Genomic DNA, 12632 nt, shown 5'->3' on the forward strand with positions numbered 1-12632 from the left:
TCAATAAATTGGCATTGACAATGTGCACGCTGTTGAGTTCTCAAGGACCAGACGCACTCCCCACTCGACCTCGAAAGAGGTTCCGCCAGAGAGGCATTTCGTCTCACCCCGAACAAACCACTTCGAGAGTGGATCGTCATCGGGATTCGTTGCCTGAGCGGGACCCCGTCCGGACTGCATCCCCGGGGCGTTCGCCCTGGTGACCGTCTCGGCCGTTCCGTTCTCCGCCTCAGCGGCAACGAGTGATTACTCTACACACGCCCCGGGGGCCCCGCCAACCAGCCTGCCGCCCGGGCGTGTCGCATGGGCGGATCCCCGGAACGACGCGGATCAACGGCGAACGGCCCGCCCCCGTGCGGGGAGCGGGCCGTTCGGTGGTGCGGGTCAGAGCTTGGCGATGACCGGGTTCTTCAGGGTGCCGAGCCCCTCGATCGTCACCTCGACGACCTCGCCGTCGCGGATCTCGCCGACGCCGGCCGGGGTGCCGGTCAGGATGACGTCGCCGGGCAGGAGCGTCCAGATCGACGAGACGAACTCGATGAGCGACGGGATGTCGTGCACCATCTCGCTCGTCGACCCCACCTGGCGCAGGTCGCCGTCGACGCGGGTCTCGATGCGGATGTCCGACGGGTCGATCTCGGTCTCGATCGCCGGGCCCAGTGGGCAGAAGGTGTCGAAGCCCTTCGACCGGGTCCACTGGCCGTCGCGGGCCTGCAGGTCTCGCGCGGTGACGTCGTTGGCGATCGTGTAACCGAGGATCACGCTCGCGAAGTCCTCGCGCGTGACGTTCTTCGCGAGGGACCCGATCACGATGGCGAGCTCACCCTCGTGGTCGACGCGTCCGACACCGGCGGGCAGGCGGATCGGGTCCTCGGGACCGATCACCGACGTGTTGGGCTTCAGGAACACCACGGGGTCGTCCCCGGAGCGCTCGTCCATCTCGGACGCGTGCTCGGCGTAGTTGAGCCCCACGCCGATCACCTTCGACCGCGGGATGACGGGGGCGAGGAGCTTGGCGTCCGCCAGCGGCACCCGCTCCCCCGTGGTCTCGAACCCCTGGTACATCGGGTCACCGGCCAGCACGACCAGGTCGCGCTCGTCGAGGATGCCGTACCGGGGGTCTTCGCCCTTGCTGCTGAACCGTGCGATCTTCACCGTTGGAGCCTATCGACGTGAGGTGTGCGTTCAGACCGGGTCGGTCAGGCGCGTCATCCACCCGTGGGGGTCGGGACGGCGGCCGTACTGGATGTCCGTGAGCTCGTCGCGCAGGGACATCGTCAGTTCGCCGGCGCCCACGGTCGGCGAACCGATCGTGAAGCCGTCGCCGCGGAGTTCCGCGATCGGGGTGACGACGGCGGCGGTCCCGCACGCGAAGGCCTCGGTGATCGAGCCGTCCGCGACACCGTCGCGCCACTCGTCGAGTGTCACCCGTCGGCGTTCGACGCGCAGGCCGCGGTCTTCCGCCAGCTGCAGGATCGAGTCGCGCGTGATGCCCTCGAGGATGGAGTCGGAGTCGGGCGTGACGAGCGTGCCGTCCGCCTTCACCAGGACCACGTTCATGCCGCCGAGCTCCTCGAGGTACCTGCCCTCGACCGAGTCGAGGAACATGACCTGCTGGCAGCCGTGCTCGTAGGCCTCCTGCTGGGGCAGGAGCGACGACGCGTAGTTGCCGCCGGTCTTCGCCGCCCCGGTGCCGCCCTTGCCCGCTCGGGCGTAGTTCGTCGACAGCCAGATCGACACGGGCTTCGGCCCGGACGTGAAGTACGCCCCCGCCGGGCTCGCGATGCAGTGGTACGCCACCGCCTGCGCCGCGCGGACCCCCAGGAACGACTCGGTCGCGATCATGAACGGCCGCAGGTACAGGCTCGTCTCGGGCGCCGAGGGCACCCAGTCGACGTCGGTCCGGACCAGCTCGCGGATGGAGTCGACGAAGGTCTCGACCGGCAGCTCCGGGAGCGCGAGGCGACGGGCGGACCGCTGGAACCGCCGGGCGTTGGCGTCCGGCCGGAACGTCCACACCGAACCGTCCTCGTGCCGGTAGGCCTTCAACCCCTCGAAGATCTCCTGCGCGTAGTGCAGGACGCTCGCGCTCGGGTCGAGGCTGATCGGGCCGTACGGGTGGACCGATGCGTCGTGCCACCCGGCGTCCAGGGTCCACTGCACGGTCGCCATGTGGTCGGTGAAGTGCTTGCCGAAGCCGGGGTCGGCGAGGATCTCCTCGCGCTCGGCTGCGGCGCGGCGCTCGGCCGACGGGGTGGTGGCGAACGCGAGTCCGAAGTCGGTGTCGGTGCTCATCTGGGGAGGCTCCTGTCAGGCGGTGGTGGTGCGCGCCGTTGCCGCGGCGGCGATGGCGTCGCCGATCTCGGCCGTGCGACGCTCGGAGGTGCCCCGGTCGGCGAGGTCGGCCTCGACCGCCCGCGTGACCGCCGACGCGAGGTCGCTGCGACCGATGTGGTCGAGCAGCAGTGCGACGGACAGGATGGCGGCCGTGGGATCGGCCTTCTGCTGACCCGCGATGTCCGGCGCGGAGCCGTGGACCGGCTCGAACATGCTGGGGAAGGTGCCGTCCGGGTTGATGTTGCCCGAGGCCGCCAGACCGATGCCGCCGCTGATCGCGCCGGCCAGGTCGGTGATGATGTCGCCGAAGAGGTTGTCCGTGACGATGACGTCGAACCTAGCAGGTTCGCGCACCATGTGGATGGTGACGGCGTCGACGTGCTGGTAGTCCACGGTGACGTCCGGGTACTCCGCGGCGACGGCCGCGACGGTGCGCTGCCACAGGGCTCCGGCGTGCACGAGCACGTTGCTCTTGTGCACGAGCGTCAGGTGCTTCCGGGGGCGGCGGTCCGCGAGGGCGAAGGCGTACCGGACGACGCGCTCGACCCCGTACGCGGTGTTCAACGAGACCTCGGTCGCGATCTCGTGCGGGGTGCCGACGCGGATCGCACCGCCGTTGCCGACGTACGGTCCTTCGGTCCCCTCGCGCACGACCACGAAGTCGACGTCGCCGGGCGACGTCAGCGGGGTCGTCACGGATGGGTAGACCGCCGTGGGCCGGAGGTTGACGTAGTGGTCGAACGCGAACCGGAGCTTGAGCAGCAGCCCACGCTCGATGATCCCGCCGGCGAGCCGCGAGTCACGCGGGTCCCCGCCGACGGCACCGAGCAGGATCGCGTCGTGCGCGGCGATGGCGGACATGTCGTCCTCGGTGAGGATGTCCCCGGTCTCGAGGTACCGGGTGGCGCCCAGGGAGAACGGGGTCTCCTCGACGACGAGGTCGTCGGGCAGCACCGCGTGCAGCACCTTGAGCGCCTCGTCGACGACCTCGGGGCCGATGCCGTCCCCGCGGATGACCGCGAGCTTCACCGTCTTCGTCATGTCCGCCACTCCCCTACAGCGTGATGTCGATCTCGCGGAGCGACACCGCTTCGATCGTGGACCGGACGTGCTCGAGGATCTCGGCCGGGACGGGCGAGTCGACGGTCAGGACGCTGAGCGCCTGGCCACCGGCGGCCTCGCGCGAGATCTGCATCGCGGCGATGTTGATGCCGGCGTCGCCGAACTCCTTGCCGTAGACCGCGACGATGCCGGGCCGGTCGGTGTACTCCATGACCACGTGGTGCTCGGCGAGGGCGACCTCGACGTCGTGGCCGTTGATCTCGACGAGCTTCGCGACCTGCTTCGGGCCGGTGAGCGTGCCGGACACGCTGATCGCCGGGCCGTCGGACTGGGCGCCGCGGATCGTGAGCACGTTGCGGTACTCGGGGCTGTCCGAGTCGGTGATGAGCCGCACGGTGACCCCGCGCTGCTCGGCGATCAGCGGTGCGTTGACGTACGACACCTGGTCGCTGACGACGTCGGTGAACACGCCCTTGAGCGCCGCGAGCTTCAGCACGCTGACGTCGTACTCGGCGAGCTCGCCGTGCACCTCGACGTCGATGCTCGTCACGGGCGACGTGGCGAGGCCGGTGAAGACCTGGCCGAGCTTCTCGACGAGCGGGATGCCCGGGCGCACGTACGGGTCGATGACACCGCCGGCGACGTTGACCGCGTCGGGCACGAGCTCGCCGCCGAGGGCGAGGCGCACCGACTTGGCGACGGAGACGCCCGCCTTCTCCTGGGCCTCGTCCGTCGAGGCGCCGAGGTGCGGCGTGACGACGACGTTCGGGAGCGCGACGAGCGGCGAGTCCTTGGGGGGCTCGGAGACGAAGACGTCGAGTCCGGCGCCGGCGATGGTGTTCGACGTCAGCGCACGGTGCAGTGCGTCCTCGTCGATGAGCCCGCCGCGGGCGACGTTCACGACGAAGGCGGTCGGCTTCATGAGCGCGAACTGGTCGTCCGAGATCATGCCGACGGTCTCCGGCGTCTTCGGCATGTGGATGGTGGTGAAGTCCGCCCGCCGCAGCAGGTCCTCGAGCGAGACGAGCTCGACCCCGAGCTGCTGGGCACGGGCCGTGGTGACGTACGGGTCGTACGCGATCACCTGCACGCCGAACGCCTGCAGCCGCTGCGTGATGAGCGCGCCGATCCGGCCGAGGCCGATGATCCCGACGGTCTTCTCGTAGAGCTCGACACCCGTGTACGCGGAACGCTTCCAGGTGCCGGCCGCGAGCGACGCGTGCGCGGCGGGGATGTGGCGCGCGAGCGACAGGATGTGGCCGACCGTGAGTTCGGCGGCCGAGATGATGTTCGACGTCGGCGCGTTCACGACCATGACGCCGGCGGTGGTGGCCGCCTTGATGTCGACGTTGTCGAGGCCGACGCCGGCACGGGCGACGACCTTGAGGTTCGGGGCCGCGGCGATCGCCTCGGCGTCGACCTTGGTGGCGGAGCGCACCAGGATGGCGTGCGCGTCGGCGAGGGAGGCCAGGAGCGCGGGGCGGTCGGTACCGTCCACGTTCCGGATCTCGAAGTCGGGCCCGAGGGCGTCGACTGTGGCGGGCGAGAGTTCTTCGGCGATCAGGACGACCGGCTTCGGCACAGCTGCAGTTTCCTCACACGAGACGGGCGGTATCCCACCATCGTATCGACGTGTGGACGTGGTTACGACCGCAGGGTCGGCCCGGTGGGCGACCACCTGACGGACAGGAGGCGCGGTGCCAGCCGGCACCGCGCCTCCTGTCCGTCAGTGGATGCGTCAGAAGTCCAGCAGTCGCGGGACGAACAGCTGCAGGTCGAGCCACAGCGCACCGGCCGCGGCGAAGGCGAGGACGAAGACGCCGACCGTGACGGCGAGCCGCGCGCGGCGACTCACCCACAGCGCCACGGCGAAGGCCACGGGCGCGATCGCGATGTCGAGGACGAGCCACGCCCACGGGGTGCTCCGCGCGAGCGAGTCGCCGCCGGAGGTGGTCCCGAGGAACGCGTTGAACGCCCGGACGGACTGCGAGACGGTCACCAGGTTGCCGATGCTCTGCACGGTCATGTAGGCGAAGAGCAGCGCGAACACCACCCAGACGACGAGCTTGCCGACGAACGCCCCCGAGGGACGGCGGACGGTCGGGGTCGCGGCGGTCACCCGAAGCTCCTGGTCATGAGGAACGGCCAGGGGAAGAGCACGAGGGCGCCGAGCAGCATCCAGAGCAGACGGCTGCGGGTGCGCTGTCCGCGACCGGCCCAGAGGACGACGGTGAACCAGAGTGCCGGAGCGACGATCGAGAGGAACCGGAGGACCTCGACGAAGACGGTCAGCACGGTGTCGACGTTCGAGACGTACGAGGTCGAGGCGGTGAGCAGCCAGGCGACCGTGTAGAGCAGGTACAGGCCACCGAAGACGCCGAAGCCGATGAGCGCGCCCGAGGTCTCGGGGGCCTCGGGGTCGCGTCCGGCTCGCGCCTTCACGGTGACCGGGTTGTGTGCCGCGTCGACGTGGGTCGCGTCGTCGGCGTCGCCCCAGCTGAGGGCGTCGTCGTCGTGGTCGACCGAGCCGTCGGGCGGGGATGCTGCCGTGGTCATGCCTCGATCCTACGAGGCGAGCCGCTCGCGCTCGACCATGGACGAGCTGTGCGCCCGGTCCTCAGACGTCGGCGGGCTGGGTCTCGAGGACCTCGGCGACGACCTCGCGCACCGCGGGGAACAGTGGGTGGCTCTCCATCAGCCCGGTGAGGATCTCGGTGAGCGCGTGGGCCGTCGCACCCGAGCGGAGCAGCGCGTGCAGCTCGATCGACTCGGGGTCGTTCTCGTCGTCGAAGTCGAGCGCGACCCGGACGGCGCCGAGCAGGTGGTCGACGGGGAGCCCGCGCTCGGCGAGCTGTGCGGCGGGGCCGACGAAGCGTTCGCGTCGACCGAGCTTCCGCAGCGGGTTGCGTCCGACCCGGACGGTGGTGTCCGGCAGGTGCGGGTTGGCGATCCGGGCGAGGTTCGCGGCGACGTAGCGCGCGTGCTCCTCGGGGTCGAAGCCGTGCTTGGCGACGAGGAGCGCGGTGGTCTCGGCCAGGACGCCGTCGACCTCGGCGCGGACGTCGTGGTCCTCGAGCGCCTCGCGGATGAGACGGATGCCGCGCACGTAGCCGTGGTAGGCGGCGGTCGCGTGGGCGGTGTTCACCGTGTAGAGCTTCCGCTCGACGAACGGCTGCAGGTCGTCGACCCAGGTCACGCCGTCGATCGCGGGCGGTTCGGCGTCCGAGTCGGCGAAGGGCGTGCGCTCGATGACCCACTCGTAGAAGGGCTCGAGCACGACGTCGAGGCCGCCGGACTGTCCGAGCACGCCGGACTGGTCGGGGACGATGCGGTCGATCGCGCAGTTCGCGAAGACCGCCGCGATGTCGCGGTCCTCGAGGATCGGGGCACGGCGGATGCTCGCGTGCAGCGAGTCCGTCGCGTTGAAGGCGTTCTCGCACGCCACGATCGTGACGTCGCCACGATCGAGCGGCCGGGCGGCGAGCCCCTCGGCGATGACGGGGGCGACGAGCGGCAGGGTGCGGGCGCCGACCGCGGTCGTGACGACGTCGGCCTCGGCGATGGCCCGGACGACCTGCTCGCGCTCGGTCTTGCTGCTCAGGGCGCGGAAGCCGTAGACGAGGTGCTCGACCGGCATCTCGCCGACCTCGTGCACCACGAACCGGCCGGCCTCGTTGAGGGCCGTGACGACGCGGTCGTCGACGTCCACGAAGGTGAGCTCGTAGCCGCTCGCGACCAGGAACTGACCCACGAACCCGCGTCCGATCTTGCCGGCGCCGATGTGGACCGCTCGCTTCGTCACCGCCATCCGACGATCCTCCCATGCTGGACGACGACATGAGGACCGCACACGTCCGCGAGGGACGACGGCCGTCGCGAAACGTCCCCGGGAACGCCGAGGACACGCCGGTGTGCGGCGTCGGGGGTGGTCGTGAAGAGCTGCATAACGTTCGGGTCACATCGCGAGGCGGCGGTGCGGGTGCACCGCCGCCTCGACGTCGAGTGTGGTGCGAAGACTACCGCGCGGCCGAACCGTCCACGTAGTCGGCGTCGTTCGACTTCCACGCGAACAGGGCGCGCAGCTCGCGTCCGGTCGCCTCGATCGGGTGGTTCTCACCCTTGGCGCGGAGCGCCTTGAACTCCGGCGCACCGGCGTCCTGGTCGTCGATGAAGCGCTTCGCGAAGGCACCGTTCTGGATGTCCGCGAGGACGGCCTTCATGTTCTCCTTGACCTCGGGCGAGATCACGCGCGGGCCGGAGACGTAGTCACCGAACTCGGCCGTGTCGGAGATCGACCAGCGCTGCTTGGTGAGGCCGCCCTCCCAGATGAGGTCGACGATGAGCTTGAGCTCGTGCAGGACCTCGAAGTAGGCGATCTGCGGCTGGTAGCCCGCCTCGACCAGGGTCTCGAAGCCGTACTGGATGAGCTGCGACGTGCCACCGCAGAGGACGGCCTGCTCGCCGAACAGGTCGGTCTCGGTCTCCTCGGTGAAGGTCGTCTTGATGCCGCCGGAGCGGAGCCCGCCGATGGCCTTCGAGTAGCTCCACGCGAGGTCCCACGCGGAACCCGACGCGTCGACCTCGACGGCGACGATCACCGGGACGCCGCGGCCGGCCTCGTACTCGCGGCGCACGGTGTGCCCCGGGCCCTTCGGCGCGACGAGCGAGACGTCGACGCCCTCGGGGGCCTCGATGTAGCCGAAGCGGATGTTGAAGCCGTGCCCGAAGACGAGCGTCGCGCCCGGCTTGAGGTTGGGCTTGATGTCCTCGGCGTAGACGATGCGCTGGACCTGGTCCGGCGCGAGGATGACGACGACGTCGGCCCACGCCGTGGCGTCGGCGGGGGTGTGGACCTCGAACCCGGCCTCCTCCGCCTTCTGGCGGCTCTTCGAGCCCTCCTGCAGGCCGATCTTGACCTCGACGCCGCTGTCGCGGAGGTTGAGGGCGTGGGCGTGGCCCTGCGAGCCGTACCCGATGACGGCGACCTTCTTGCCCTGGATGAGCGTCAGGTCGGCGTCGGCGTCGTACACGATGTCAGTCACGGTGGTGGTTCTCCTGTGGTCGGTTCGGGAAGCGTTCGTTGCGTGGAGTCGGGAGGAGGCGGCCTGGAGGCGCGGTGCGGGTGGCGACCCGCGCCTCCAGTCCGCCACGGGTCGCGGTCAGCGCACCCGGTCGGTGATGCTCTTGGGCCCACGGCCCATGCCGAGGAGGCCCGCGCGGGCGAGCTCCTTGATGCCGTAGGGCTCGAGCACGCGGAGGATCGCCTGGATCTTGCCGGGGTCGCCGGTCACCTCGACGATGAGCGAGTCGTTCGCGACGTCGACGACCTGTGCACGGAACAGGTTCACTGCCTCGAGCACGGCCGACCGCGTCTGGTTGTCCACCCGCACCTTCACGAGCATGTGCTCGCGCTGGACGGACTGCGAGAAGTCCAGCTCGACGATCTTGATGACGTTGACCAGCTTGTTGAGCTGCTTCGTCACCTGCTCGAGCGGGAGGTCCTCGACGTCGACGACGACCGTGATGCGGCTGAGGCCGTCGACCTCGGTGTTGCCCACGGCGAGCGACTCGATGTTGAACCCGCGTCGGGCGAAGAGGCCGGCGACGCGCGTGAGCAGACCCGGCTTGTCCTCGACGAGGAGGGAGAGGACGTGGCTCATGCGGTTTCCCCCGTCATGTCGGCGTCCTCGTCGTCCCACGTGGGGGCGAGGGCCTGGGCGTACTCGATGGACGAGTTGCTGACACCCTGCGGGACCATCGGCCAGACCATCGAGTCGCGGCTCACGACGAAGTCGATCACCACGGGGCGGTCGTTCGTCTCGAGCGCGAGCTGGATGGCGGCGTCGACCTCCTCCGGCTTCTCGACGCGGATGCCGAGGGCACCGTAGGCGTCGGCGAGCTTCACGAAGTCCGGGACCCGGCGGGTGCCGTGTCCGGTCTGCAGGTCGGTGAACGAGTGCCGTCCGTCGTAGAACAGCGTCTGCCACTGCCGCACCATGCCGAGCGACGAGTTGTTGATCACCGCGACCTTGATCGGGATGTCGTTGATGACGCAGGTCGCGAGCTCCTGGTTCGTCATCTGGAAGCATCCGTCGCCGTCGATCGCCCAGACCACGCGGTCGGGCTGGGCGACCTTCGCGCCCATCGCCGCGGGGACGGAGTAGCCCATCGTGCCGGCGCCGCCGGAGTTCAGCCAGGCGTTCGGCCGCTCGTACTTGATGAACTGCGCCGACCACATCTGGTGCTGACCGACACCGGAGGCGTACACGGCCTCGGGGCCGGAGAGCTCGCCGATGCGGCGGATGATCGCCTGCGGTGCGAGGAGCCCGTCGGTCGGTTCCGCATAGCCGAGCGGGAAGTCGGTGCGCAGCTGGTCGAGCTTCGTCCACCAGTCGGCGGTGGAGGCACGCTCGTCCGCCGGCACGCCGTTCCAGGCGTCGAGCAGGTCGACCAGGACCTCGCGCGCATCGCCCACGATCGGGACGTCGGCGAAGCGGATCTTCGAGATCTCCGCCGGGTCGATGTCGACGTGCACGACCTTGGCGTTCGGCGCGAACTCGTCGGCCTTGCCGGTCACGCGGTCGTCGAACCGGGCGCCGAGCGCGATGATCAGGTCGCTGTCCTGCAGCCCGAGCACCGCGGGGACGGTGCCGTGCATGCCGGGCATGCCGAGGTGCTGCGGGTGCGAGTCCGGGAACGCACCACGGGCCATCAGCGTCGTGACGACCGGCGCACCGGTGGCCTCGGCGAAGCGGAGCAGCTCGGCCGTCGCGCCGGAGCGGACGACCCCGCCGCCGACGTACAGCACCGGGCGCTCGGCCTCGGCCAGGAGCTGGGCGGCCGCCGCGATCTGCTTGCCGTGCGCCTTGGTCACCGGACGGTAGCCGGGCAGGTCGATCTTGGGCGGCCAGACGTACGGTGCCGACTTCTGCTGGGCGTCCTTCGTGATGTCGACGAGGACGGGGCCGGGGCGCCCGGTCGTCGCGATGAGGTGCGCCGCGGCGAGGGTCGCCGGCACGTCGGCCGGGTCGGTCACGAGGAACGAGTGCTTCGTGATCGGCATCGTGATGCCGACGATGTCGGCTTCCTGGAAGGCGTCGGTGCCCATGAGCGTCGAGAACACCTGGCCGGTGATCGCGATGAACGGCACCGAGTCCATGTAGGCGTCGGCGATCGCGGTGACGAGGTTCGTCGCGCCGGGGCCCGAGGTCGCGATGGCGACCCCGACCTTGCCGGACGCCGAGGCGTAGCCCTCGGCGGCGTGGCCGGCGCCCTGTTCGTGCCGGACGAGGACGTGGCGGATCGTCGTGGACGCCATCAGCTCGTCGTAGAACGGGATGATGGCACCGCCCGGCAGGCCGAAGACGTCGGTGATCCCGAGGTGCTCGAGCGTCCGGAGGACGGCTCCCGAGCCGGTCAGGATCTCCGGCGTCCGGCGTGCACCGGCGGCCGCGGACAGCGGAGTGGCTTCCGTGGGCATGAGGTGTTCCTTGCCTGGAGAGGTGGCGATGGTGCGTGTGTCGACGCTAGCCCGTGACCGCGCCCTTGGCGGCGGACTGGACGAGCTTCGCGAACTTCGCGAGGACTCCGCGGGTGTAGCGCGGGGGCAGCGGGGCCCAGCCTGCTCGGCGGGCTTCCAGCTCGGCGTCGTCGACCAGTAGGTCGAGCGAGCGAGCCGCGATGTCGACACGGATGCGGTCGCCATCGCGCACGAATGCGACTGGACCTGCGTCCACCGCTTCCGGTGCGATGTGGCCGATGCACAGGCCGGTTGTGCCGCCTGAGAATCGTCCGTCCGTCAACAGTAGTACATCCTTGCCGAGTCCAGCGCCCTTGATGGCCGCGGTGATGGCGAGCATCTCGCGCATGCCGGGTCCGCCCTTGGGGCCCTCGTACCGGATGACGACGACGTCGCCCTTCTGGATCTGCCCCTCGGTGAGGGCGTCCATGGCGGCGCGCTCGCGGTCGAACACCCGTGCCGGGCCCTCGAAGACCTCGGCGTCGAACCCGGCCGTCTTCACGACCGCGCCCTCGGGGGCGAACGAGCCCTGCAGGATCGTCAGGCCGCCGGTGGCGTGGATCGGGTTGTCGAGCGTGCGGAAGACCTCGCCGTCGAGTGCCGGCGGATCGATCTCGGCGAGGTTCTCGGCGAGGGTCTTGCCCGTGACGGTCATGACGTCGCCGTGCAGCAGACCCGCGTCGAGCAGTGCCTTCATGATCACCGGGATGCCGCCGTTGCGGTCCACGTCGACCATGACGTACTTGCCGAACGGCTTCATGTCCGCCAGGTGCGGGACCTTCGAGCCGATGCGGTTGAAGTCGTCGAGGGACAGCTCGACCTCGGCCTCGTGCGCGATCGCCAGGAGGTGGAGGACGACGTTCGTGGAGCCTCCGAGCGCCATGGCGACGGCGATGGCGTTCTCGAACGCCTCCTTCGTCAGGATCTGGCGCGCGGTGATGCCGTGCCGGAGCATGTTCACCACGGCTTCGCCGGAGCGGTGCGCGTAGTAGTCACGACGACGGTCCGCGCTGGGCGGCGCCGCCGAACCGGGCAGCGACATGCCGAGGGCCTCGGCGACCGACGCCATGGTGTTCGCGGTGTACATGCCACCGCAGGCGCCCTCGCCCGGGACGATGGCGCACTCGATCTTCTTGAGCTCCTCTTCGCTCATCGTGCCCGCCTTGCAGGCGCCGACACCCTCGAAGGAGTCGATGATCGTGACTTCCTTCATCGTGCCGTCGGCCTGCTTGACGTACCCGGGCATGACCGAGCCGGCGTAGAGGAAGACGCTCGCGAGGTCGAGTCGCGCCGCGGCCATGAGCATCCCGGGCAGGGACTTGTCGCAGCCGGCGAGCAGGACGGTGCCGTCCAGGCGCTCGGCGTTGACGACCGTCTCGACGCTGTCGGCGATGACCTCGCGCGAGACGAGGGAGAAGTGCATGCCCTCGTGGCCCATCGAGATCCCGTCGGAGACGGAGATGGTCCCGAACTGGAGCGGGTACCCGCCGCCGGAGTGGACGCCTTCCTTGGCGCCCTGCGCGAGGCGGTCGAGGGAGAGGTTGCAGGGGGTGATCTCGTTCCAGGAGGACGCGATCCCGATCTGCGGCTTCTCCCAGTCCTCGTCGCCCATGCCGACGGCCCGCAGCATGCCACGCGAGGTGGTTGCTTCGATCCCGTCGGTGACGACCCGGCTGCGGGGCTTCACGTCGATGTCAGGCATGGGGTGAGTCTA

General features: G+C 69.9%; 11 protein-coding genes. All 11 read right to left on the minus strand.

Translation table 11 applies throughout. From position 1 onward, the window contains the following. Positions 1–384 precede the first annotated feature (384 nt). On the minus strand, positions 385–1155 hold the full coding sequence (locus ACIQUC_RS14030) for a fumarylacetoacetate hydrolase family protein (RefSeq protein ID WP_022908502.1): 771 nt from the start codon (positions 1153–1155) through the stop codon (positions 385–387). Positions 1156–1185: 30 nt separating this feature from the next. Beyond that, the gene (locus ACIQUC_RS14035) at positions 1186–2295 is read right to left on the minus strand and encodes a branched-chain amino acid aminotransferase (protein WP_402268031.1); all 1110 of its coding nucleotides are present in this window, start codon (positions 2293–2295) and stop codon (positions 1186–1188) included. A gap of 15 nt (positions 2296–2310) precedes the next feature. Next, a complete protein-coding gene (locus ACIQUC_RS14040; protein ID WP_402268034.1) occupies positions 2311–3378 on the minus strand; it encodes a 3-isopropylmalate dehydrogenase in 1068 nt (355 codons plus the stop codon). Positions 3379–3391: 13 nt separating this feature from the next. Next, positions 3392–4981 (minus strand): phosphoglycerate dehydrogenase, encoded by a 1590-nt coding sequence (gene serA / locus ACIQUC_RS14045; RefSeq protein WP_402268037.1) that lies wholly within the window; start codon positions 4979–4981, stop codon positions 3392–3394. Between the two features lie 156 nt (positions 4982–5137). Next, a complete protein-coding gene (locus tag ACIQUC_RS14050) occupies positions 5138–5518 on the minus strand; it encodes a hypothetical protein (protein WP_402268040.1) in 381 nt (126 codons plus the stop codon). Further along, positions 5515–5955 (minus strand): hypothetical protein, encoded by a 441-nt coding sequence (locus ACIQUC_RS14055; protein ID WP_022907760.1) that lies wholly within the window; start codon positions 5953–5955, stop codon positions 5515–5517. The genes ACIQUC_RS14050 and ACIQUC_RS14055 overlap by 4 nt, the downstream gene beginning before the upstream one ends. 61 nt (positions 5956–6016) lie before the next feature. Then, entirely contained in the window at positions 6017–7207 is a 1191-nt protein-coding gene (locus tag ACIQUC_RS14060; RefSeq protein ID WP_402268043.1) for a mannitol-1-phosphate 5-dehydrogenase, read from the minus strand. Between the two features lie 208 nt (positions 7208–7415). Further along, positions 7416–8441 (minus strand): ketol-acid reductoisomerase, encoded by a 1026-nt coding sequence (ilvC, locus tag ACIQUC_RS14065; protein ID WP_022907762.1) that lies wholly within the window; start codon positions 8439–8441, stop codon positions 7416–7418. 117 nt (positions 8442–8558) lie between these two features. Further along, the gene (gene ilvN, locus ACIQUC_RS14070; protein WP_022907763.1) at positions 8559–9059 is read right to left on the minus strand and encodes an acetolactate synthase small subunit; all 501 of its coding nucleotides are present in this window, start codon (positions 9057–9059) and stop codon (positions 8559–8561) included. Beyond that, on the minus strand, positions 9056–10879 hold the full coding sequence (locus ACIQUC_RS14075; RefSeq protein WP_022907764.1) for an acetolactate synthase large subunit: 1824 nt from the start codon (positions 10877–10879) through the stop codon (positions 9056–9058). The genes ilvN and ACIQUC_RS14075 overlap by 4 nt, the downstream gene beginning before the upstream one ends. 46 nt (positions 10880–10925) lie before the next feature. After that, positions 10926–12620, minus strand: coding sequence for a dihydroxy-acid dehydratase (gene ilvD / locus ACIQUC_RS14080; protein WP_402268048.1), 1695 nt, complete (start codon positions 12618–12620; stop codon positions 10926–10928). Positions 12621–12632: the final 12 nt, after the last annotated feature.

The organism is Curtobacterium sp. NPDC098951, assembly GCF_044759965.1.
Lineage (GTDB): Bacteria > Actinomycetota > Actinomycetes > Actinomycetales > Microbacteriaceae > Curtobacterium.